The following is a 21,766-nucleotide window of genomic DNA, read 5'->3' as shown; positions in this document are numbered from 1 at the left end:
TTAGTCCTGTCCCACTTACGAAGCTCCCGGGGATGAAGCGGGAATGAACCACTCACAACGGCCGCCGAAGCCGATCGGCGCGGCCGTCCCGGCGCCCGCCGACGCCTCGCCCGCGGATCTCGATCCCACGGATTGGGAGGCGTTCCGCGCCGAGAGCCATCGCGCGCTCGACGCCATGATCGACCATCTCGCCACTCTGCGCGAGCGGCCGGTCTGGCGCGAGCCTTCAGCGGAGGCGCGCGAGCGCTTCCGGCGCCCGCTGCCGGCCGAGGGCCATGGCCTCTCCGCCGCGCTGGAAGATTTCGAGCGCTTCATCCAGCCCTACGCCAATGGCAATATCCATCCGCTGTTCATGGGCTGGGCGCAGGGCGCCGGCACGCCCGTGGGCATGATCGCGGAAATGCTCGCGGCCGGGCTCAACTCCAATTGCGGCGGCCGCAACCATATCGCGCTCGACGTCGAGCGGCAGATCGCCGCCTGGATGGCGGAGGCCTTCGGCTTCCCCCTGGATGCGTCCGGCGTCTTCGTCACCGGCACTTCGATCGCCAATTTCCTGTCGCTGCTGGTCGCGCGCGAGCATGCGCTCGGCGAAAAGAATGTGCGCAAGAACGGGCTGAAGGCGCTCGAGGAGCAATTGGTCGCCTATGCCTCGCGCGAGGCGCATAATTGCGTGCGGCAGGCCATGGAGCTGGCCGGCCTCGGCGCGCGCCATTTGCGGCTCATCGAGTCGGACAGTTCTCATTCGCTGCGCATCGACGAGCTGAAGCGCGCCATTGCCGAGGATCGCGCCGCGGGGCTGCATCCGTTTCTCGTCGTCGGCACGGCGGGCTCCGTCGATACCGGCGCGATCGACGATCTCGACGCGCTCGCCGACATAGCGAAGGCGGAAGATCTCTGGTTCCATATCGACGGCGCCTTCGGCGCGCTGGCCGTTCTCTCGCCGGCGCTGAAGCCATTGGTGAAGGGCCTCGAGCGCGCCGATTCCATCGCCTTCGATTTCCACAAATGGCTGCATGTGCCCTATGACGCGGGCTTCTTCCTCGTCCGCGACCCGGAGGCGCATCGCCGCGCCTTCGCCGCCAACGCCGCCTATCTGACGCGCGCGCCGCGCGGGCTCGCGGCCGGCGAGATATGGCCTTGCGATCTCGGCGCCGATCTCTCGCGCGGCTTTCGCGCGCTGAAGACCTGGTTCACCATAGAAGTCTTCGGCGCGCAGCAGCTCGGCGCCTGCATCGAAAAAAGCTGCGCATTGGCGCAGCGGCTGCGCGGCCATATCGAAGCCTCGCAGACTTTCGAGATGCGCGCGCCGGTGGCGCTCAATGTCGTCTGCTTCGGCGTGAAGGACGACGATGAGAGCGGCCGGCTCAATCGCGAGATCGTGATGGAGCTGCATGAGAGCGGCGAGGCGGCGCCCTCGCTCACTCTGCTCGACGGGCATCCGACGATCCGCGCGGCGATCTTCAATCACCGCACGCGCGAGACGGACATAGACGACTTCATGCAGATGCTGGAGCGCGCCGCGCAACGCGCCCGCGGCGAGCCGCCGCTGGAGCCGCTGCCGGAGCCGCGCGAGGAAGGCGAGCCGCTCTCGCAGGATTGAGCGAGCGGCGAGCTGGCGTATCGCTTGCTTTTATCGTGCGAGGAAGGCCGCCGAGGGCGGCCGCTCACGAAAGGCGGCGTTCATGAACGTCCTCGCCATCATCTCCGCCGCGACGACGCAGGACGGCCGAGCGACCGGCGTGCTTGCGCCGCTCGCCGGCGCGCCGCTGCTGGGACGGCTGCTCGATCGTCTCGCCCATGCGGAAAAGCTCGCCGGCATCGTCGTCACCACCAGCGATGAGCCGGACGATGCGCCGATCCGCGAATTTTGCGCCGCGCGCGGAACGCCATGCCAGACCGGCGCGCGCGACGATCTCATCGGCCGCCAGCTCGCGGCGATGGCGGCGGCCGCTGCCAAGGGCGGCGTCTCGCTCGACGCCCGCAATCCGCTCATCGATCCGGCGCTCGTCACCCAGGTCGCCGATCTGCTGCAAATGACCGATGGAATGCTGGATTGGATCGGCAACACTCTGGCGCCGGCCTATCCGCGCGGCATGGAGATCGACGGCTTCACCGCCGCCGCGCTGACCGAGGCCGAGAAACGTTGCGGCGAGCCGGAGCAGCGTCGCCGCGGCCCGGCTTTTCTGCGCGAGCACGGCCGAATCTATCGCCCGTTGAGCCTGAAGGCCCCGCCGGAGGTCGCGCGGCCGGATGTGCGGCTCGGCGTCGAGAGCCTCGCCGATCTGCCGCGCATAGAGGCGATTTTTCAGAGCTTCGAGGGCCGCACGGATTTCACGCTGGCGGAAATATTGGCCGCCGCCGATCGGCTGGCGGCGCAATAGAGTGTTTTCGAGCGAAGTGGGAACCGGTTCGCGTGAAGAAAACACGACAGAACCAAGACTCTAGAGTCTTTTCGGTTCGATCCGAACCGGAAAGGCTCTAGCGCGTTTCCGAGCGGCGCGCCGCGCCGTCACTCCACGCCGGCGACATGGGTTCCATGGGTGACGGCGGCGCCGGCGCGCAGCGCCGCGGCGATGAAGACCGTCTCGGCCAGCTCCGTCTCGGTCGCGCCGGCGGCGATGGCCTGCTTGCGATGGATCTCGAGGCAATAGGCGCATTGCGTCGTCATGGCCACGGCGAGCGCGATCAGCTCCTTGTATTTCTTTGGAATAGCGCCATCTGCCATGGCCGCGGCGTCGAATTGCTTGAAGGCCTCCCAGGCGGCCGGCGCAGAGTCGCCGATCTTTTTGAGCCGCTTCACATTCTGCATATCGTACATGGCCTTCCCTCCTTGTGAATAGAGCCTACCTATCAGATGATAGGTTAACACCATGCGCCATTGACGAAGAGCCTGTCAATGGCGCTACTCCCCCGGCGGAAGGACGGAGCAGAATGACGACTGCGCGACGCGGCGAGGCGACGGCCGCGAGGATTCTGGACAGCGCGGAGGAGCGGCTCTGCCGCTACGGCTATAATGGCGTGAGCTTTCGCGACATCGCCGCGGATGTCGGGGTGAAGAGCGCCAGCGTCCATTATTTTTTCCCCACCAAGCCGGCGCTGGTCGCCGCCGTGGCGCGGCGCTACGCCGATCTTTGCCTCGCGGAGCTGGGCGATCCGCAGTCGCGAACGCCGGCGGAGGCCGTGGCTCTGGTGGCGGAAATGTTCCGCCGCACCGTGGCGGAAAAGAAACGCATGTGCCTTTTCGGCATGTTGGCGGCGGAAGTGGGCGGCCTGCCTTCCGATGTCGGCGCGGAAGCGCGGCGTTTCTTCGCCGAGACGCTGGCCTGGCTCCGCCTCGCCCTGCGCGGCGAGGCGGCCGAGGCGGAGGCTATGCTCGCGGCTTTCGAGGGCGGCGTGCTGCTCGCCCGCGCCATGGATGATCCGGCCATGCTGGAGAAGGTGACCGAGCGCCTGACTGCCCGTCACTTCACCGTGAGCGGATAACCGGCGACGACGAGATAGAGCCTCCCCGCCGCTGTGGCGACAGCCTGATGCAGCTCGCCGGCGGCGTCGCGAAAGCGCCGCGCCAGCGCATTCTCCGGCACAATGGAGAGGCCGACCTCGGAGGAGACGAGCACGGTCGGCGCCCGCCGCTCGGCGAGCGCTTCGAGCAGCGTCGCGCGATCGGCGCGCAAATCCGCTTCGGCGAGCAAGCGATTGGTCAGCCACAGCGTGAGGCAATCGACCAGCAGCGGAAGCTCCGCGGGGGCCTCGCCAATGGCCGCGGCGAGCGCCTGCGGCGCCTCGACCGTGCGCCAATCCCCGGGGCGCCGCTCTCTATGCGCGGCGATTCGGATCTGCATCTCCTCGTCGAAAGCCTGCGCCGTGGCGATATAGGTCCAGGGGCCGGGCTCGGCGGTCACGAGCCGCTCTGCGAAGGCGCTCTTGCCGGAGCGAGCGCCGCCGAGGACGAAGGTCACATGTGGATTTTCGGTCATGCCCGACGGCGCCGAGCGGAATGCGCGCGGCGCCGGCCCCTATTTGGACTTGCGCGTTCGATTGCGAAAATCGCTTCGCACTTTTCGGGACGATGCGCCAGAGGCGCCCCTCTCTCCGTCGAGCGGCGATCGAAGCACACACCTCCTCGCCCTCGTCCCCGCGACGTCATGGCCGGGCTTGGCCCGGCCATCCACGCCGGGACGCCGAGGCGTCTTAGAAGGTTCGCGTAACTCCGAAGCTCCGATGGCGTCCGCCAGGGAGAATGAATCCGTCGATAGCGGGCGTTTTCCTTCGGTTTCTCAGCTGCTTGGCGTGGATGGCCGGGACAAGCCCGGCCATGACGGCCACAGTGTCTAGCGATGCGTGAATCCGATAGCCGCCGAGCAGGACGGACGAGCCTCACGCCGCCAGAGCGGCGCGCGCCTCGTTCTTGATGCGCTCGACCATGGAGCGGACGCCATTGCTGCGCTGAGGCGTCAGATGCTGGGCGAGGCCGAGCTCGGTGAACAGCGGCATGGCGTCGAGACCGGCGATCTCATCGGCCGGACGGCCGGAATAGAGCGCCAGAATCAGCGCGACCAAGCCGCGCACGATATGAGCGTCGCTGTCGCCGCGCAGCGACAGGATCGGCGCGCCGCGGCCCTCGCGAATCACCTTGCTGTCGAGCCAGACCTGGCTCGCGCAGCCGCGCACCTTGTTCTCCTCGGTGTGGGCTTCCTCCGGCAGCGGCTCGAGAGTGCGGCCGAGCTCGATGAGATATCGATACCGATCTTCCCACTCGTCGAGCATTTCGAAATTGCCGATGATCTCGTCTATCACCATTGTTCGCTCGCCCGCTCGAGACGCCTTTCCGACAGTTATATGGCTACTGTCCGTTTTGGCGCAATCGCCAGCGATGATGCAATCACGGCGCCGCGCCGAGACCGGCGGGCCGCCGCGGCGGCTCGACCGCCGCCGTCGCGCGGCCGATTCGCTCCGCCGCCTGCAGGCAATCCATCGGATGCGCCATGCAATGGTCACGCGCGACAGCGACGATTCGGCTGGACGCCTCCTCGGCGAGATCGGCGAGCGCATCGCGCGCCAAGCCGACGGGCGAGGGCTCGGATTTCGAGGGCTCGGATTTGGCGGAAGCCCGAGGTCTGGCGGGAGGAATGACCGAGGCCGCAGCGGGGACCCGCGCCGCCACGGCGGGGTCGCGCGGCGCAGGTCGCCGCTCGGCGTCACGCAGAATGACGAGACAGATAACCCCAAAGAAAAACAGACTCTTGAAGAGAAATCCCACGGCCGCCGCCTCGCTTCGCCGGCGGGGAGCCGCCGCGCGCGAGAGAAACGATGGCGCGCCGCCGTTACCGCTTCGTAAATGCGGCGCGGGGCTAAGAAGTCGCAAACCATATGCGCCGTTCAGCGCCCGTAAAAACCGAAATCTTCCATTTCTGTGGTCGGTTTAGCAGTCACTTAAGACCGATTTGTCACATTGCCCTCAATCGGGAGCGTGTGATTTTGCGTAAGCCAGCTGCACCTTGGGCGACCGTGTCGAATGAATGGATCGAGCGTCTGGCGCAATCCGGGCGGGCGATCGATTCGATGGAGCGCGCGCGTCGCGAAGCCTTCCTCCTGTCTCATCTCGTTCTGGCCGCCGGCGTGCTGATCGCGGCGCCGCTGTGGATCGTCGTCAATGGCGCGCCGACGCTCGGCGAGAGCGCGATCTTCGCTCTGGCGCAATTGCCGCTGCTGTCGGTGGTCGCCCTGCTGCGCCTCGACAATTTGAGGACCGCCCAATCCATCGCCGCCTTCGGCTGGCTGGCGCTGGCCGCGGCCTGCCTCTTCACCGGCGCGCATGTCGGCGCGGCGGCGCCCTTCGGCGCGCTCGCTCTCATAGAGGCGACATTCGCCTGCGATCTCATCCTCGTTTCGGCGACGGCCTCGGCCGCTCTCGCCATGCTCGCCGTCGCGGCCCTCACGGCGGCGACCGGCGGCGGATTTTTCGAGACGCTGCTGGCGGCGCCGCTGGTCCTCTATGTCGTGCTGCTCGCCCGCAGCGCGGGGAAGGTCGAGACGGTCCGCGCCGAGGCGGAGGCGCGCAATCGTCGCGATCTGCGGCTCGTCTCCGAGGCGGCGGGCGATCTCGTCATCGGCTTCGACGAGGGCGGCGCGGTCGCCTCTGTCGTCGGAGAGGCCGCCAAGGCCTATGGGCTCGACGCGCGCGAATTGATGGGGCGCGGCTTTTTCCAGCGCGTCCATGTCGGCGATCGTCCGGCCTTCCTCAAGCTCGTCTCCGACGCCATCGCCACCGGCGAGGCGATGCGCGCCACGCTGCGGCTGCGCACCGGCCATGCGCGCAACGAGCGCGGCGAGTTCGTCGAGCCGGTGTTCCATTTCTTCGAGGCGCGCAGCAGCCTGGTGGAGGCCGCCGACGGCGAGCGCTCGGCCGGCGTCGTCTGCATTCTGCGCGATGTGACGGCGCAGCGCCACGCCGCCGAGACGATAGAGGCGGCGCGCCGCGAGAGCGAGATGGCCGCCGCCGGCAAGACGCGCTTCCTCGCCAATGTCAGCCATGAGCTGCGCACGCCGCTCAACGCCATCATCGGCTTCTCGGAAATGCTGGCGAGCGAGCAGCTCGCGCCGGCCGATCCGGCCAAGCGCCGCGAATATGCGGAGATCATCCGCAATTCGGGCCAGCATCTGCTCGCCGTCGTCAACACCATCCTCGACATGTCGAAGATCGAATCGGGCTCGATGCAGCTCTCGCCCGAGCCCTTCTCTCTGCCCGAGCTCGTCGATCAATGCGTGAGCATGATGCAGCTGAAGGCCGAGCAAGGCCAGGTGACTCTCTCGCGCGATTATCCCGAGCGGCTCGAGGAAATCGTCGGCGATAAGCGCGCCTGCAAGCAGATCCTCATCAATCTCCTCTCCAACGCCGTGAAGTTCACGCCCGCCAATGGCCGCGTGCGCATCCGCCTCGCTCCGGACGGCAATTGCCTCGCGCTCTCCGTCACAGACAGCGGCATCGGCATTTCCGCCTCCGATCTCGGCCGGCTCGGCGATCCTTTCTTCCAGGCCAGCGCCAGCCATGATCGCGCCTATGAAGGCACCGGCCTCGGCCTCTCCGTGGTGCGCGGCCTCGTCGGACTGCATGGCGGAACCATTGCGGTGGAAAGCGCGCCGCGCAGCGGCACCAGCGTCACCGTGCGCCTGCCCCTCGATTGCCGTCCCTTTCAGAACAAGGCCCCCGCTCTCGCCAGGATCGAGACGATCGCCCGCCGCGGCGTCATCCGTCCCGCCGAGGAGCTCGAGGCCGCCGAAGACAGGGTGAAGAAAATTGCGTGAAGCTCTCGCAGCCACAAATCATGATTTTTTGCTCCGCGACGAGGATCGCGGCGAGACGCAGCGGCGCGGCCGCGGCGCCAAGGACAAGGCGAAGGCCAATAAGAAAGGCGCGCTGACCAGGCTGTTCGGCGGACGCCGACGCGGCGTCGTGTTTCTCTGCCTCGCCGGCGCGACGGCGATCGGCGTGCCGCTGAACGCGCTCTATTTCCAGGACGGCCGCCATCCGGCGCCGCTCTTCCGCGCCTTTGCGCCCGAGTCCCGCGCGCCGGAGTCCCGCGCTGCGGTCGAGGCGCCGGCGCCGCTGCCGCCCGCGCGCCCGCAGACCGCGACAGCGCCCGCCGCCCAGCCGCAATCCATCCAGCCCGCGCTCGTACCCCATGCGGCGGCGCCCAAGCCCGCGGCGAAGCCGGAGCAGGCGCGCGGCGAGAAGCGCGACGCGATCGGCGCGCTGCTCGGCAATGCGCATAAGGCCGCGCCCAAGGCCGACGAGGCCGATAAGAATGTGCAGGTCGCGCAGCGCGCGCTCGCCAAGCTCGGCTATGCGCTGCATGCGGATGGCAAGATGGGCGGCGCGACGAAGCAGGCGATCGAGAAATATGAGCGCGACAATCATCTTCCCGTCACCGGCGAGGTGACGCAAAAGCTGCTGCGCAAGCTGCAAGGCCAGGCGAGCGTCGCCGCGCACTGACGAAAAGGGAAAGAGCGGCGGACCTCCAGCGTCCGCCGCTTTCGCGTCAGGGCTTCTGCATCTCGTCGAAGAGCGCGCCATCGACGAAGAATTTCTTCTGCGCCGCCGGCCAGCCGCCGAAAGTCTTGTCGATCGTCACAAGATCGAGCTTGTGGAAGCGCTTCAAATCTTCCGGCGCAGCGAATTCCGGCTTCGACGGGCGATAACCTTGCTTGGCGATGAGCGCCTGACCGGCCGGCGTGTAGAGGAAGCCGAGATAGGCTTCTGCGGCCTTGCGCGTTCCCTTGGCGTCCACATTGCCGTCGACGATCGACACCGCCGGCTCGGCGAGAATGGACAGCGACGGAACCACGATCTCGAATTTGTTCTTGCCGAACTCGTCGATGGCGAGAAAGGCCTCGTTCTCCCAGGCGATGAGAACGTCGCCGAAGCCGCGCTGCGCGAAAGTGGTGGTGGAGCCGCGCGCGCCGGAGTCGAGCACGGGCGCGTTCTTGTAGATCGCCTTCACCAGCTCTTTCGTCTTGGCCTCGTCGCCGTCGAACTTCTTCAAACCATAGGCCCAGGCGGCGAGGAAGTTCCAGCGCGCGCCGCCGCCGGTCTTGGGATTGGGCGCGACGACGACGACGCCGGGCTTGGCGAGATCGTCCCAATCCTTGATCCCCTTGGGATTGCCCTTGCGCACGAGCAGCACGATCGTCGATGTGTAGGGCGAGGAATTATTGGGGAGGCGCTTCTGCCAATCGGCCGGAATCTTGCCGGTCTTGCTGGCGATGGCGTCTATGTCATTGGCGAGAGCGAGCGTCACCACATCGGCGGCGAGCCCCTCTATGACCGAGCGCGCCTGCGCGCCGGAGCCGCCATGCGAGGCCTGGATCAGCACATCCTGGCCGGTCTTCTTCTTCCAATCGGCGACGAAGGCCTTGTCGATGGCCTTGAACAGCTCCCGCGTCGGATCATAGGAGACGTTGAGCAGCGTCTCGCCGGAGGCCGCAGTCGCGAGGCTCAACGAAAGCGCGAGGCCGATCGCGCGCAAAAACCCGCGAGACGGGAAAAGACCGAAATTCGTCTGCATGTCGCTCCTCGAGAAGCTCCGCATCATTCAATTCGCATGGCGTCGAGAGCGAGCCTGAAGGCTCGCTCTTTAGCGCCGTCGATCCGGCTGACGCAGACTATTAGTCTATGAGATTGATGTTCATATCGGCAATCACGCGTCCCGCGCAACCCACGCGGGCGGATCAGCGCGCGCGCGGGCGGATGCTGGAGGTGACGTCCCAATCCTTCGCCGCGCCTTCGGGCGAGAGCGCCGAGGGCTTCGGCCGCACGGGCGGCACGGGCGCGGCGAGGATGAGGCTGTCATTGACGCCGCGCGAGGCCTGCGCCTGAAAAGCGGCGAGCGGCGGCTGGGCGCCGGGCGTGTCGACATCGTCGTCGTCCGGCCCATGGGCGATGAGCTGCGGGTCCTGGCCCGGCGGCGGCGCGACGTCGCGCGGGACCGGCTTGCAGATATGCCGATCGCCATTGCGGCCATGCATGGCGAGATCGACATGAATATGATTGTAATGAAAGGCGTTGGAGCCGGGCGACAGCACGGTGGTGAAATGCCGGCAGGAGCCGCCGTGCACCTCGGCGAGAAAATCCTTCACCTGCTGCTCGCCATGCGTCCAATCGCGCACGATGGAAATCTCGCGCCCGTCGGCGAGCACGAAGCCGCCGATATCGAGCGCATTGCCGAAGGAATGTTCCGAGAGCGGCGCGCCCGCCTGCGCATTCATGCCGCGGCAGGAATAGGAGCCCATGGAATTGATCTGCGCCACCGGCTGGCCGAAGCGCGCCATGGCCGAGGGCTGCACCACATCGGCGAGCCATTGGTCGAGCTCGGCCACCATGGAGCAGTCGAGCGTCGCCCGCGCGTTGAACGCGACGGCGCCGCCCTGCAGCGCCGTGACCCTCAGCGGCTTGGTGAGGCCGCAAATGCCCGGCCCGTCGATCTCCGGCGCGAATTGCACATAGGCGGTGGGCTGCACGCGCTTTTCGGCAAGGCAGGCGTTCTCGGCGTGTGCGCGCCATGCCGGGCGCTGCGGCTTGGCCATGAATCCGCAACCCGACAGCCCCGCCGCGGCGAGCGGCGCGAGGGAGAGCAGCAGCAATGGCGTTATGCGGCGAGCCATGCCGCAACAATGACGGCGCAAGCGTTAACGCGGCGTCGAGAAGTTTGGTTAACGCCAGCGTTTCTCGAATGTTAGCCGGAATGGCGCGGCGAGCGCGAGATACGGTTCGACGAATCTCTCCGTATCATCGCCGATCGCCCGGAACGTCGGCCGCAACGAGCGACATCCCACCGTCACGCGCGCGTCGTAATCGGGCCAGCTGAAGCCAGAGCGCATCTTCGCGCTCGGCCGAGCTGGGGGATTTTCATGCGCGCAAGACGATTTTCGATAGCGCTTTTGGCGGCTGTTCTCGCGAGCGGCGTTTCCGCGGGCGCTGATGAGCGCGGCCTGGAGCGGCGGCTGGAGCCGCGCCACGAGCACAAGACCACGATCGCCGTTTTCGGCGACTGGCCCTATAATCTCAATCTTCTGAACAATGCGAATCTGCTGCTCGACTCGGTCAATTCCGATCCCGAGGTGAGCCTGGTGATGCATGTCGGCGACATTCATTCCGGCAGCATGCCCTGCACCAGCGCCGGAACGCTGCCGCCGATCGCGGCGTCGAATCCCGGCTGGAACCAGCAGATTTTCGCGGCCTTCCAGAAGTTCAAATCGCCGGTCGTCTACACGCCGGGCGACAATGAATGGACCGACTGCCACAAGTCGAAAGAATCCGCTTCCGGCAAGCCGCTGCAGGAGCTGGCCGCCGTGCGCAGCCTGTTCTTCGCGCGGCCGGGCTGGACGCTCGGCCTCCGTGATATGGAGGTCTACAGCCAGGCGAAATATTTCTCGCCCTCCTATCCGGCCGATGCGCAATTCGCCGAGAATGTGATCTGGATGGATGCGCGGACCGTCTTCGTGACGGTGAACATGCCGGGCTCGGACAATGACGGCCTGCCCTGGAGCAGCCTGGAGGACAAGACCGCGCGCGAGGCGGAGATCGCCGCCCGCACCGACGCCGATATTCGCTGGCTGCAAGCCGCCTTCAATCTCGCCGAGCGCGAGCATGCGGCCGCTGTGGTGATCGGCCTGCAGGCGGATATGTGGGACCCGTCCGCGCTCGCGGCGGGCGGCGACGGGCTCGATCGCTACACCGGTTTCGTTCGCGAGCTGGCGAACCAGGCCGTGCGCTTTCGTCGTCCGGTGCTGCTCATCAATGGCGATTCGCATCTCTATGGATCGGATCACCCGCTCGCCGATCCGTCGAGCACGACCGGCAAGATTCATAATGCGGCGGCGGCGGCCAATCTCACGCGCGTCACCGTCCAGGGCTCGACCAATGCGCCGGGCGAATGGCTGCGATTGACCATCGACGCGCGCACGCCCAGCGTCTTCAGCTGGAAGAATGTCGCTTATTGCGTCGATCCGCTGACGAGCTGCAAATAAGCTAAAAAAAAGGGCGCGTCCCGCGGGACGCGCCCATCTCGCAAATGGGTCAGCTCTGCGGCTCGCCGCGATCGCGGCGCGCGCGCATGAAGGATTCGAATTCCTCGCGGTCCCGAGCGCGGCGCAGCTCGTCTATATGCTCGGAGAACTCGCGCTCGGCCTCGGCGAGCTTGCGGCGCTCCTCCTCGAGGCGGGCGAGCTCGCTCTCGCGCCAATCGTCGAAGGCGACATTGCCCGAGGAGCGCATGAAGCCCGGACCACGCCAGCCGCCGGTCGGGCCGGGCTGGCCGGGCTGGCCGGTCGCCTCTTTCCAGCGGGCCTGGACATCGGCCGCGCGCTCCTGCGCGAAGGCGAAGAGATCGCCCTCATAGCCCATCTTCCGCTGCCACACCTTGAAGAGCACGATGGCGAGGCCGATCGGCCAGAAGACGATAAAGCCCAGAACCATCGCCAGAAGCTCGAGCGGCTTCCATGGCCGTCCGCCGTCTCCGAAGCGATAGTGAGATTCGTGGCCCATGCGGGAGTGACGATGACAGCCCATGTTCGGACTCTCCAGTTCCTTCGCTCATCGCGGGCGCGCGCGGACGATCCGTGCGCCGCCGTCGCAATGTGAATGTAACATACATTAACATTGTTGTTTCGCAAGGGGTCCGCCAAAGATTCCGCCCCATGCGCATCCCAGCCGATTTCGTCTCCCGCGCTGCGGCGCGCTATCCTGCGCGCGGCCTCTCTCGCGAATCGTTTCCATGACCGGTTTTTCCGACGAGGACGCAAGCGCTCTCCTCGCTCTGGCGACGCTCATCGGCGCCGCGGCGCTGCCTTTTCTGTTCCGCCTCGCCTTCGGCCGCCGCAGGCGCAAGGGCCGCGCGCGCGCCGCCTCGGTCGCGCTGGCGCTCGGCCGCTCGCGCCGCCTGGCGCTGGTCGCCGCCGCGGGGACGGAGCGCCTGCTTCTGCTCGGCGAGACGAGCGATGTGGTGGTCGAATCCCATATAGCCGACGCCGCCCCGGCCGTGGAGACGCCCTCACCGCCGTCCGAGCTGCGCGGCCTTTTTTCGCTCGGCGCCGTCTCGCTGCTGGCCGGGGTGGCCGTTGGCGCGCTCTGCGGAAGCTTCCGCCTCATCCTCGACGCCGCCGGGCGCATGCGCATGGCCATTCCCGAATGGTTCGCGGAGCGTCCGCTGCTCGGCCTCGCGATCATGGTCGTCGGCGCGGCGCTCGCCACCGGGCTCGCGGCCTATCTCGTGCGCCGTTTCGTCCCGGCGGCGGTGGGAAGCGGCATTCCGCATGTCGAATCGGTGATCGACGGCGACGAGCCGCCCTCCCCGCCGCTGCTGCTGCCGGTGAAATTCATCGGCGGCATGCTGGCGATGGGCGCCGGCCTCGCGCTCGGCCGCGAAGGGCCGTCGGTGCAGATGGGCGCGACGCTCGCGCATCAGTTCGGCCGCTATTTGCGCTATGATTGGCGTGATCAGCAATCGCTGCTGGCCGCGGGCGCCGGAGCCGGGCTCGCCGCCGCCTTCAATGCGCCGCTCGCCGGCGCGGCCTTCGTGCTCGAGGAATTGCTGCGCCGCTTCGACATGCGCCATGCGACCATAGCGCTCGGCGCTTCGGTCGGCGCCATATCGGTCGTGCGCCTTCTGCTCGGGCCGGAGCCGGAATTGCGCGTCGCGACGCATTATCCCGTTGGGCCGCTCGATGTTCCGCTCGGCCTCGCGCTCGGCGCCGCGACGGGGCTCGCCAGCCTCGCCTATAATCGCGCCATTCTCCGCGCGCTGGACATAGCCGATCGCTCGCCCTGGCCGGCGGAGGCGAAGGCCGCTCTGGTCGGCGCCGGCGTCGGCGCCATCGGCTTTCTCGCGCCCGATCTCGTCGGCGGCGGCGATAATCTCACGCAAAAAACTCTGGACGGCGCCTATGCGCTCGACGCCCTGCCGCTGGTCTTCGCGCTGCGTTTCGCGCTCGGCGTCGTCTCCTATGCGGCGGGAACGCCGGGCGGATTGTTCGCGCCGCTGCTGGCGCTCGGGGCCGAAATCGGGCTCTTTTTCGGCCTCATGATCCCGGGCGAGGATGGGCCGACCACGGGAATGAAATTCGCGCTCATCGGCATGGCCTCGTTTTTCGCCGCCGTGGTGCGCGCGCCGCTCACAGGCATGATCCTCATTACCGAGATGACCGATAATTCCCAGCTGCTGCTGCCCATGCTGGCGGCCTGCTTCTCGGCCATGGCCATCGCCGCCGTCTGCCGCAACGAGCCCATCTACGACGCGTTGAAGGATCGCTCCGCCCGTCTCGCCCGGCGGGCGGAGACTTAAACGGAAGGGGTTTCCACGCGGCGGACGGCGGATTCCATGAGATTGCGCGCGGCGGAGTCGAGCACGGGGACGGGATCGAGCCCCTTGGCGGCGTCGAGATGGCCGGAGATGGTCAGCATGGCGACGCCATGGGCGAGCGCCCAGAGCTGCAACGCCAGCTTGCGCGCGCCCTGCGCAGGGACGCTGCGCTGTTGGAGAAAAGCCACCACAGAGCGCCACAGAATATCCAGCGCATGATCGGCGGCGTCGGCTGAGGGCTCGCTCGCCAGCGTCGCCGCCGAGCCGAACATTGCGGCATAGAGGCCGGGCTCCTCACGCGCGAAGGCGAGATAGGCCGCGCACATGCGCCACATGGCGGTCGCCGCCTCCGGCCGCCCTTCGTCCCAGGCTTTTTCCAGCGCCGCGCCGAAGGAGAGAAAGCCGCGCCGGGCGACCTCGTTCAGCAGATCCTCGCGGCTGGCGAAATGGCGATAGGGCGCGGCCGCCGTGACGCCGACGCGCTTGGCCGCCTCGCCGAGGCTGAGATTGGCCGGCCCGCCTTCCGCCAGCAGCTCGAGCGCAGCCTCGACCAGCGCCTCCTTGAGGGCGCCATGGTGATATTTGCGCTTGATGGTCATTCGTGCGGCATGCGTGAGGCGAAGCGTTCGCGCAGCCGTCGCACAGATGGACGTCGAAGGGAAGTGGGCTCGCCGCTGCGGAACCATAAGAGGCCGCGTGCTTCGAGACGCGGCCTATCGGCCGCTCCTCAGCATGAGGGAGATTGTAGAGCCCGAATCCCCTCACCCCGCCTCCGGCCGCACCATATGCTCTTTCAGCACCTGCTCCGTGCCGGCGTCGATCTCCTGCAGCAGCACCTCATAGCCCCACAGATTGGCGAGATGGCCGAGCACCATTGCGGCGTTGGTCAGCTCCAGCATCTTGCCGTCGCGCACGCGATGATGCAGCACGAGCTTGCGATTGCCGGCGAGATCGACATCGACGATCTGAATGTCCGGCGCATAGCCCCCCACGTCATATTGCGCGGAGAGGCTGCGGCGCAGATCGCGATAGCCGCGCTCATTATGGATCGCCGACACCTCGAGATTCGGCTGCTCGCGATCATCGACGACATGGAACAGGCGCCAATTGCGGATGAGCCGCGGGCTCATGAACTGCGCGATGAAGCTGTCGTCGCGATAATTCGCCCAGACATGGCGCAGCACCTCCATCTCGTCGCCGGTTCCGGCGATCTCGGGGAACCAATAGCGGTCCTCCTCGGTCGGCTCGCGCACGATGCGTTCTATGTCGCGCATCATGTCGAAGCCGAGCGCATAAGGGTTGATGCCATTATAGGACGGGCTGTCGTAGAAAGGCTGCCGCGTGGCGTTGGTGTGCGAGGTGAGGAACTCGAGGAAGCTGCCGTCGCCGATCTGCCCCGTCTCGTGCAGGCGGCCCAGCAGACGATAATGGCAATAGGTGGCGCAGCCCTCGTTCATCACCTTGGTCTGCTGCTGCGGATAGAAATATTGCGCGATCAGACGCACGATGCGCAGCACCTCGCGCTGCCAGGGTTTTAGACGCGGCGCGGCCTTCTCGAGAAAATAGAGGATGTTCTCTTGCGGCAGGCCGAGCAGGGCGCGGCGCTTGTCGCCGGCCAATTGCATTGCGCCGCGCGCGCGGCCGGGCACAGTGCGCCACAGATCGTCATAGACGCGCTCGCGCTCCTCCTTGCGATCCTGCTCGCGCTTCTCCTCCATATGGAGATTGAGCGGACGCTTGCGCGGATAGCGGTCTATGCCTTGCGGCATCAGCGCATGGGCGGCGTCGAGCAGGCGCTCCACCTCCGCATGGCCGTAGCGCTCCTCGCAATTGGCGATATAGGCCTTGGCGAAGGAGAGATAATCCAGAATGCCTTCTGGATCGGTCCATTGCCGGAACTGGTAATTATGCTTGAAGAAATGATTGTGGCCAAAGGCGGCGTGCGCGATCACCAGCGTCTGCATAGTGGCGGAATTCTCCTCCATTATGTAGCTGATGCAGGGATCGGCGTTGATGACGATCTCATAGGCGAGGCCCTGCAGCCCCATGCGATAAATGCCCTCGTGCTGGGCGAAGCGCTTGCCGAACGACCAATGCTTGTAGAAGAGCGGCATGCCGGTCGAGGCGTAGGCGTCGAGCATCTGCTCGGCGGTGATGATCTCGATCTGATTGGCGAATGTGTCGAGCCCGAGCTCCTTATGCGCAATGTCCGCGACCGCGTCGTGGATGCGCTGGATCGTGCCGAAATCCCAATCCTTGCCTTCATAGAGCAGCTCGCCGCGCATCAGCCGACCTCCGCCGTCTTGGCCGCGCGCCGTTGGAACAATTGCCGGAACACGGAATAGATATGCTCGCGCCGGGAGACGCGACGCATCTGGAACTTCTCGCTTTCCTTTTGCAGCGCGGCATAGGTGAGCCATAGCGAGCTCTGCCCGTGATGCGGCACATAGCCATGCGTCTCGGTATTCGGCCCGCTCACTTCCACATAGGCGAAATATTGGCACAGCGGCAGAATTTGGTTCTGCAGCAGGTCGCGCGTCTGCGGATTGTCGCTGGAGAGATTGTCGCCGTCCGAGGCCTGCGCGGCGTAAATATTCCACACGCCCGGATCATAGCGCTCGCGAATGACCTTCAGCATCTCCTGCAGAGCGGAGGAGACCATGGTGCCGCCGGTCTCGGCGGAGCGGAAGAATGTGTCCTCGTCCACCTCGCCGGCGCGATCCGTATGGCGGATGAAGACGATCTCCACGCGCTTGTAGCGCCGCGTCAAAAACACATGCAGCAGCATGAAGAAGCGCTTGGCGAGATCCTTCATATGCTCGGTCATGGAGCCGGAGACGTCCATGAGGCAGAACATCACCGCCTGCGTCACGGGCTTCGGAAAACGCTCGAAGCGGCGATAGCGCAGATCGATCGGATCGAGATAGGAGATGCGCGACCGCTTGTTGCGCAGCGTCTCGAGCTCGGCGGCGAGGCGCTCGGAGTCGGCGTCGTCGCGGCTCTGCGCCTCCACGAGGCGGCTCTCGAGATCGTCGATCGCCGATTGCTTGGGACGCTTCAGCGCGATGCGGCGCGAGAGCGACGTTTGCAGCGTGCGGTGCAGCGCGAGATTGGCCGGCGTGCCAGTGGTGGTGTAGCCGGCGCGGCGCAGCCCTTCCTTCTCTGTTTGCGCGACGCGCCTTTTGGCGAGATCGGGCAGCTCGAGATCATCGAGGAAGATGCTCAAAAACTCGTCACGCGAGAGGATGAAGCGAAAGGCGTCCTCCTGCCCGTCGCCGCGGCCGACCTGACCGCCGCCGCCTTCGCCCTCGCCGTCGCCGCGCGGGCGCTCGATGAGATCGCCCTCGACATAATCCTTATTGCCGGGCAGCACGAGATCGCGCCGCGAGCCCTGCGTGTGGCGGAATGTGGGCTCGCGCGTGCCCTCGGAGGGAATGGAAATCTCTCCGGGGCTCTCGAGATCGCCGATCGCGCGGTCCTTGCTCGCCTCGCGAACCGCCTTCTCCACCATATCCTTGGCGCGGCGGAGAAAGCGCTGGCGGTTCGCGAAGCTCTTGCTTCCGGGGTTCAACCGACGATCGACGATGTGCATCGTTTCATCACCCGTTTCTTCGCCGGCCGCCTTTCGGTCAACCGGCTTGTTTTACGCGCATGTACCACTCGACCAGACGGCGCACCTGGCGCTCCGTGTAGCCGCGGGCCATCATGCGGCTTACGAATTCTGCATGTTTTTTTTCTGTCTGCGTGTCTTTTTTCGATCCGAATGAAATGATCGGCAGCAGCTCTTCCACCTGGGAGAACATGCGCCGCTCGATAACGTCGCGGATCTTCTCATAGCTCGCCCAGGAGGGATTGCGCCCCTCGTTCGCCGCGCGCCAGCGCAGCGCGAACTTCACCACCTCATTGCGGAAGTCCTTGGGATTGGCGATGCCCGCGGGCTTCTCGATCTTGGTCAGCTCCTGGTTCAAAAGGTCGCGGTCCAGCAGCTGTCCCGTGTCCGGGTCCTTGAAATCCTGATCCTCGATCCAGGCGTCGGCATAGTCGATATAACGGTCGAAGAGATTCTGTCCGTAATCCTGATAGGACTCTAGATAGGCCTTCTGAATCTCATGGCCGATGAATTCTGCGTAGCGCGGCGCGAGCTCGGCCTTGATGAACTCGAGATAGCGCTTCTCGATTTCCGGCGGCATCTGCTCGCGGCGCAGCGACTGCTCCAGCACATACATGAGATGCACGGGATCGGCCGCGACCTCGACCGTGTCATGGTTGAAGGTCGCCGCCAGCACCTTGAAGGCGAAGCGCGTCGAGCAGCCGTCCATGCCCTCATCGACGCCGGCGGCGTCCTTATACTCGAGCATGCTGCGCGCCCGCGGGTCCACCTCGCGCAGGCTCTCGCCGTCATAGACGCGCATCTTGGAGAAGAGATTGGAGTTCTCATGCGGCTTCAGGCGCGAGAGCACGATGAAGCGGGCGAGCATCTCCAGCGTGCTCGGGGCGCAGCTCGCCTCGGCGAGCTCAGAGCCGCGCAGCAGCTTCTCGTAGATATGCTGCTCTTCCGTCACCCGCAGGCAATAAGGCACTTTGATCACATAGATGCGATCGATGAAGGCCTCATTGTTGCGGTTGTTCTTGAAGCTCTGCCATTCCGCCTCGTTGGAATGGGCCATGACGATGCCGGAGAAGGGAATTGCGCCAATATTCTCGGTGCCGATGTAATTTCCCTCCTGCGTCGCCGTCAGCAGAGGATGCAGCATCTTGATCGGGGCCTTGAACATCTCGACGAATTCGAGCAGGCCCTGATTGGCGCGATTGAGGCCGCCGGAATAGCTGTAGGCGTCGGGGTCCGCCTGCGCGAGATTCTCGAGCTTGCGAATGTCCACCTTGCCGACGAGCGAGGAGATGTCCTGATTATTCTCGTCGCCCGGCTCGGTCTTGGCTATGCCGATCTGGCGCAGACGCGAGGGCGTGATCTTCACCACGCTGAATTGGGTGATGTCGCCGCCATATTCGTCGAGACGCTTGAGGCACCAGGGGCTCATCAGCCCATTGAGGCGCCGGCGCGGAATGCCGTAGCTCTGCTCGAGCATGTCGCCCGCCGTCGCCGGATCGAAGAGGCCGAGCGGGCTCTCGAAGACGGGCGAGAGCTCCTCGCCGGCCTTGAGCACATAGATGGGATCGATCTCCATCAGCGCCTTCAGGCGCTCGGCGAGCGAGGATTTGCCGCCGCCGACGGGGCCGAGCAGATAGAGGATCTGCTTGCGCTCCTCGAGCCCCTGCGCCGCATGGCGGAAGAAGCTGACGATCCGCTCGATCGTCTCCTCCATGCCGAAGAATTCGGCGAAGGCCGGATAGACGCGGATGGTGCGGTTCATGAAGATGCGGCCGAGCCTCGGGTCGCGCGATGTGTCGATCAGCTCCGGCTCGCCGATCGCGTCGAGAATGCGCTCCGCTGCGGTCGCATAAGTCTTCGGATTCTCGCGGCATAGATCGAGGTATTCGGAGAGCGTCATCTCGACCGCCCGTCTGCCTCTGTAGGACCTCGCAAAATCCGCAAAAACGTCGGAGTTCGTCATGGGGCACCTGTCGCTGGAGCGTTATGGCTCACGATTCCCGAGACGGCTCGAAATCGATCGGCCGCCCTCTCGTCTTCGCTGTCGACCGCCCCACCCCTGTCGACTGGCCATAGACCGAGTTCAGGGCATTCGAGGCAAGGTTTGTGCCGGTCGCAGCGGAAAGCTTGTCTCCTGTCATATGAGCATCGAAGTCTGCTCAGGGTAGACGTAACAGTTGCGATTCCCTCGTCGCCGAGAGCGTCCGCATCACTCGCGCGCCGATATCGCTCCACGCGGGCCGTCGATATCAACTGGGGCGCGATCGCAGATATTGGCGAAGATCGGCGGTCTCGTCGACACCAATCCTTTTCCCGATGGTAAAGTTCTCGAGCAGGAGGAGCTCAGCTCGCTTTTCCCTCCGCCGTGGCGCAGCGCCCGCACAGGCCCGCGATCTCGACGACGCGCGTGCGCGGCTGGAAGCCGGCCGCCGCAGTGAGGCCGGCGAGGCCGCGCGTCAGCTCCGGGCTCGTCGCCTCGCTCACCTCGCCGCATTCGTCGCAGATCAGAAAGATCACCGGCTCGCCGGCCTCATGCGCATGGCCGCAGACGACGAAAGCGTTGCGGGAGGCCAGCCGATGCGCGAGTCCCTGGTCCAGCAGATAGCCGAGCGCCCGATAGACCGAGATCGGAGCCGGGCGCTTGCCGCTCTCGCCGGCGAGAAGATCGATCATCTCATAGGCGCCGACCGGCCGGTTCGCCTTGGTGAGAATATCCAGCGCGGCGCGCCGCGCCGGCGTGAGGCCCCGCGCCGTCGTCCCCGGCGCCGCTCGCTTGGTGGTCATGCGCCATTGTAGCGCGCCGCGGCCGCGATGACGAGAGCGCCCGCTCACGGCGCGCTCCGGCTTGCGCGAGCGCGGCGCGCCTCTATAGTCGCGGCGCGATGCGCGCCCGCGCGAGGCGGCGCCGAAAGAAGAACCTCGAATGACCCGCTCCAAGAAAGACATCAAACGCGTCGTTCTCGCCTATTCCGGCGGCCTCGACACCTCGATCATCCTCAAATGGCTGCAGACGACCTATGGCTGCGAGGTGGTGACCTTCACCGCCGATCTCGGCCAGGGCGAGGAATTGGAGCCCGCCCGCGCCAAGGCCGAGCTGCTGGGCGTCAAGCCCGAGCACATATTCATCGAGGATCTGCGCGAGGAGTTCGTCCGCGACTTCGTCTTCCCCATGTTCCGCGCCAACGCCCAATATGAGGGGCTCTATCTGCTCGGAACCTCGATCGCCCGCCCGCTCATCGCCAAGAAGCAGATCGAGATCGCCCGCAAGCTCGGCGCCGACGCCGTCTGCCATGGCGCCACCGGCAAGGGCAACGACCAGGTCCGCTTCGAGCTCGGCTATTACGCGCTGGAGCCGGACATCACCGTCATCGCCCCCTGGCGCGAGTGGGATTTGACCTCCCGCACCGCGCTCATCGATTTCGCGGAAAAGAACCAGATTCCGATCGCCAAGGACAAGCGCGGCGACGCGCCCTTCTCGGTCGACGCCAATCTTCTGCACACCTCATCCGAGGGCAAGGTGCTCGAGGATCCGGCGGAGGAAGTGCCGGATTATGTCTATTCCCGCACCATCGATCCGGAGAAGGCCCCGGACCTCCCGCAATATGTCACCGTCGATTTCGAGAAGGGCGACGCCGTCGCCGTCGATGGCGTGACGCTCTCTCCGGCGGCGCTGCTGACCAAGCTCAACGAGCTCGGTCGCGCCCATGGCATAGGCCGGCTCGACCTCGTCGAGAACCGCTTCGTCGGCATCAAGTCGCGCGGCATGTACGAGACTCCCGGCGGCGCTATTCTGCTGATCGCCCATCGCGGCATAGAGAGCGTGACGCTGGACCGCGGCGCGGCGCATCTGAAAGACGAGATCATGCCGAAATACGCCGAGCTGATCTACAATGGCTTCTGGTTCGCGCCGGAGCGCGAGATGCTGCAGGCCTTGATCGACAAGAGCCAGGAGCTCGTCACCGGCCGCGTGCGGCTGAAGCTCTACAAGGGCTCTGTCCATGTCGTCGGCCGCGAGAGCCCCTATTCGCTCTACGACAAGGAGCTCGTCACCTTCGAGGAGGGCGCGGTGGCCTATGACCATCGCGACGCCGAGGGCTTCATCAAGCTCAACGCGCTGCGCCTGCGCACCTTGGCCAAGCGGAGCGCCCGCGGCGCGAAGGAAAAGCCCTAGCCCCTGGCTTCCGCCGGAAGGGAGCGTTTCCGATCAGACATGGACCGGAAACGCTCTGGACCGGAAACGCTCCCGCCTCCACGACTTCGCCTTCGATAAATCGAGAAACGGTCGCACTATATGAGGAAG

General features: G+C 65.8%; 20 protein-coding genes. 8 read left to right on the top strand and 12 right to left on the bottom strand.

Annotated elements, in window-relative coordinates; all coding sequences use genetic code 11:
• Positions 1-43 precede the first annotated feature (43 nt).
• Positions 44-1,600 (top strand): pyridoxal-dependent decarboxylase, encoded by a 1,557-nt coding sequence (locus A1351_RS06465; RefSeq protein ID WP_024881341.1) that lies wholly within the window; start codon positions 44-46, stop codon positions 1,598-1,600.
• An 82-nt stretch (positions 1,601-1,682) separates the two neighbouring features.
• Positions 1,683-2,381, top strand: a complete 699-nt coding sequence (locus A1351_RS06460; RefSeq protein WP_024881342.1) for a spore coat biosynthesis protein F — start codon at positions 1,683-1,685, stop codon at positions 2,379-2,381.
• A 128-nt stretch (positions 2,382-2,509) separates the two neighbouring features.
• Here A1351_RS06460 and A1351_RS06455 read toward each other — a convergent pair whose 3' ends face one another.
• Positions 2,510-2,818: a carboxymuconolactone decarboxylase family protein gene (locus A1351_RS06455; RefSeq protein WP_024881343.1), complete on the bottom strand. Its 309-nt coding sequence runs from the start codon at positions 2,816-2,818 to the stop codon at positions 2,510-2,512.
• A gap of 113 nt (positions 2,819-2,931) precedes the next feature.
• On the opposite strand from A1351_RS06455, the gene A1351_RS06450 reads away from it, so the two are divergent.
• Complete coding sequence (locus A1351_RS06450) at positions 2,932-3,483, top strand: TetR/AcrR family transcriptional regulator (protein ID WP_024881344.1); 552 nt, start codon at positions 2,932-2,934, stop codon at positions 3,481-3,483.
• On the opposite strand, the gene cobU is transcribed toward A1351_RS06450, so the two are convergent.
• The 3 genes from cobU to A1351_RS06435 form a co-directional block, all read right to left on the bottom strand.
• Positions 3,462-3,977: a bifunctional adenosylcobinamide kinase/adenosylcobinamide-phosphate guanylyltransferase gene (cobU, locus tag A1351_RS06445; RefSeq protein WP_024881345.1), complete on the bottom strand. Its 516-nt coding sequence runs from the start codon at positions 3,975-3,977 to the stop codon at positions 3,462-3,464. The genes A1351_RS06450 and cobU overlap by 22 nt on opposite strands.
• A gap of 400 nt (positions 3,978-4,377) precedes the next feature.
• The gene (locus A1351_RS06440) at positions 4,378-4,800 is read right to left on the bottom strand and encodes a SufE family protein (RefSeq protein ID WP_024881346.1); all 423 of its coding nucleotides are present in this window, start codon (positions 4,798-4,800) and stop codon (positions 4,378-4,380) included.
• 82 nt (positions 4,801-4,882) lie between these two features.
• Positions 4,883-5,260, bottom strand: a complete 378-nt coding sequence (locus tag A1351_RS06435; RefSeq protein WP_026599561.1) for a hypothetical protein — start codon at positions 5,258-5,260, stop codon at positions 4,883-4,885.
• A 218-nt stretch (positions 5,261-5,478) separates the two neighbouring features.
• On the opposite strand from A1351_RS06435, the gene A1351_RS06430 reads away from it, so the two are divergent.
• Positions 5,479-7,305 carry a PAS domain-containing sensor histidine kinase gene (locus A1351_RS06430; RefSeq protein ID WP_245291590.1) on the top strand — a complete coding sequence of 609 codons (1,827 nt, stop codon included), beginning with the start codon at positions 5,479-5,481 and terminating at the stop codon, positions 7,303-7,305.
• Positions 7,298-7,993: a peptidoglycan-binding protein gene (locus A1351_RS06425; RefSeq protein ID WP_064032521.1), complete on the top strand. Its 696-nt coding sequence runs from the start codon at positions 7,298-7,300 to the stop codon at positions 7,991-7,993. Before A1351_RS06430 ends, A1351_RS06425 begins: the two co-directional genes overlap by 8 nt.
• Before the next feature lie 46 nt (positions 7,994-8,039).
• On the opposite strand, the gene A1351_RS06420 is transcribed toward A1351_RS06425, so the two are convergent.
• Both A1351_RS06420 and A1351_RS06415 read right to left on the bottom strand, forming a co-directional pair.
• Positions 8,040-9,065 (bottom strand): sulfate ABC transporter substrate-binding protein, encoded by a 1,026-nt coding sequence (locus A1351_RS06420; RefSeq protein WP_083967176.1) that lies wholly within the window; start codon positions 9,063-9,065, stop codon positions 8,040-8,042.
• Between the two features lie 163 nt (positions 9,066-9,228).
• Complete coding sequence (locus A1351_RS06415; RefSeq protein WP_064032520.1) at positions 9,229-10,161, bottom strand: extensin family protein; 933 nt, start codon at positions 10,159-10,161, stop codon at positions 9,229-9,231.
• A 276-nt stretch (positions 10,162-10,437) separates the two neighbouring features.
• Between A1351_RS06415 and A1351_RS06410 the strand changes: the two genes are divergently transcribed.
• A complete protein-coding gene (locus tag A1351_RS06410) occupies positions 10,438-11,526 on the top strand; it encodes a metallophosphoesterase (RefSeq protein ID WP_064032519.1) in 1,089 nt (362 codons plus the stop codon).
• 49 nt (positions 11,527-11,575) lie between these two features.
• Here A1351_RS06410 and A1351_RS06405 read toward each other — a convergent pair whose 3' ends face one another.
• The gene (locus tag A1351_RS06405; protein WP_083967175.1) at positions 11,576-12,067 is read right to left on the bottom strand and encodes a DUF2852 domain-containing protein; all 492 of its coding nucleotides are present in this window, start codon (positions 12,065-12,067) and stop codon (positions 11,576-11,578) included.
• Between the two features lie 205 nt (positions 12,068-12,272).
• Between A1351_RS06405 and A1351_RS06400 the strand changes: the two genes are divergently transcribed.
• Complete coding sequence (locus A1351_RS06400) at positions 12,273-13,838, top strand: ClC family H(+)/Cl(-) exchange transporter (protein ID WP_083967174.1); 1,566 nt, start codon at positions 12,273-12,275, stop codon at positions 13,836-13,838.
• On the opposite strand, the gene A1351_RS06395 is transcribed toward A1351_RS06400, so the two are convergent.
• From A1351_RS06395 to A1351_RS06375, 5 genes are all read right to left on the bottom strand, one after another.
• Complete coding sequence (locus A1351_RS06395; protein WP_024881356.1) at positions 13,835-14,455, bottom strand: TetR/AcrR family transcriptional regulator; 621 nt, start codon at positions 14,453-14,455, stop codon at positions 13,835-13,837. The genes A1351_RS06400 and A1351_RS06395 overlap by 4 nt on opposite strands.
• 162 nt (positions 14,456-14,617) lie before the next feature.
• Positions 14,618-16,141, bottom strand: coding sequence for a SpoVR family protein (locus A1351_RS06390; protein ID WP_024881357.1), 1,524 nt, complete (start codon positions 16,139-16,141; stop codon positions 14,618-14,620).
• A complete protein-coding gene (locus A1351_RS06385; protein WP_064032518.1) occupies positions 16,141-17,448 on the bottom strand; it encodes a YeaH/YhbH family protein in 1,308 nt (435 codons plus the stop codon). Before A1351_RS06385 ends, A1351_RS06390 begins: the two co-directional genes overlap by 1 nt.
• Before the next feature lie 37 nt (positions 17,449-17,485).
• Positions 17,486-19,429, bottom strand: coding sequence for a PrkA family serine protein kinase (locus tag A1351_RS06380; RefSeq protein WP_024881359.1), 1,944 nt, complete (start codon positions 19,427-19,429; stop codon positions 17,486-17,488).
• Positions 19,430-19,809: 380 nt separating this feature from the next.
• On the bottom strand, positions 19,810-20,298 hold the full coding sequence (locus A1351_RS06375) for a Fur family transcriptional regulator (RefSeq protein WP_245267415.1): 489 nt from the start codon (positions 20,296-20,298) through the stop codon (positions 19,810-19,812).
• 91 nt (positions 20,299-20,389) lie between these two features.
• On the opposite strand from A1351_RS06375, the gene A1351_RS06370 reads away from it, so the two are divergent.
• Complete coding sequence (locus A1351_RS06370; protein ID WP_024881361.1) at positions 20,390-21,637, top strand: argininosuccinate synthase; 1,248 nt, start codon at positions 20,390-20,392, stop codon at positions 21,635-21,637.
• Positions 21,638-21,766 lie beyond the last annotated feature (129 nt).

Source organism: Methylosinus sp. R-45379 (assembly GCF_001644125.1).
GTDB lineage: Bacteria > Pseudomonadota > Alphaproteobacteria > Rhizobiales > Beijerinckiaceae > Methylosinus.
The sequence above is the reverse complement of the archived record's forward strand: the minus strand, read 5'-3'. Positions and strand labels throughout refer to the sequence as shown.

What these genes read in the sequence shown, in the direction of transcription:
- A1351_RS06465 (WP_024881341.1), top strand. Translation starts at nt 44, where the DNA reads ATGAACCACTCACAACGGCCGCCGAAGCCGATCGGCGCGGCCGTCCCG.
- A1351_RS06460 (WP_024881342.1), top strand. Translation starts at nt 1,683, where the DNA reads ATGAACGTCCTCGCCATCATCTCCGCCGCGACGACGCAGGACGGCCGA.
- A1351_RS06455 (WP_024881343.1), bottom strand. Translation starts at nt 2,818, where the DNA reads ATGTACGATATGCAGAATGTGAAGCGGCTCAAAAAGATCGGCGACTCT.
- A1351_RS06450 (WP_024881344.1), top strand. Translation starts at nt 2,932, where the DNA reads ATGACGACTGCGCGACGCGGCGAGGCGACGGCCGCGAGGATTCTGGAC.
- cobU (WP_024881345.1), bottom strand. Translation starts at nt 3,977, where the DNA reads ATGACCGAAAATCCACATGTGACCTTCGTCCTCGGCGGCGCTCGCTCC.
- A1351_RS06440 (WP_024881346.1), bottom strand. Translation starts at nt 4,800, where the DNA reads ATGGTGATAGACGAGATCATCGGCAATTTCGAAATGCTCGACGAGTGG.
- A1351_RS06420 (WP_083967176.1), bottom strand. Translation starts at nt 9,065, where the DNA reads ATGCAGACGAATTTCGGTCTTTTCCCGTCTCGCGGGTTTTTGCGCGCG.
- A1351_RS06415 (WP_064032520.1), bottom strand. Translation starts at nt 10,161, where the DNA reads ATGGCTCGCCGCATAACGCCATTGCTGCTGCTCTCCCTCGCGCCGCTC.
- A1351_RS06405 (WP_083967175.1), bottom strand. Translation starts at nt 12,067, where the DNA reads ATGGGCTGTCATCGTCACTCCCGCATGGGCCACGAATCTCACTATCGC.
- A1351_RS06400 (WP_083967174.1), top strand. Translation starts at nt 12,273, where the DNA reads ATGACCGGTTTTTCCGACGAGGACGCAAGCGCTCTCCTCGCTCTGGCG.
- A1351_RS06395 (WP_024881356.1), bottom strand. Translation starts at nt 14,455, where the DNA reads ATGACCATCAAGCGCAAATATCACCATGGCGCCCTCAAGGAGGCGCTG.
- A1351_RS06390 (WP_024881357.1), bottom strand. Translation starts at nt 16,141, where the DNA reads ATGCGCGGCGAGCTGCTCTATGAAGGCAAGGATTGGGATTTCGGCACG.
- A1351_RS06385 (WP_064032518.1), bottom strand. Translation starts at nt 17,448, where the DNA reads ATGCACATCGTCGATCGTCGGTTGAACCCCGGAAGCAAGAGCTTCGCG.
- A1351_RS06380 (WP_024881359.1), bottom strand. Translation starts at nt 19,429, where the DNA reads ATGACGAACTCCGACGTTTTTGCGGATTTTGCGAGGTCCTACAGAGGC.
- A1351_RS06370 (WP_024881361.1), top strand. Translation starts at nt 20,390, where the DNA reads ATGACCCGCTCCAAGAAAGACATCAAACGCGTCGTTCTCGCCTATTCC.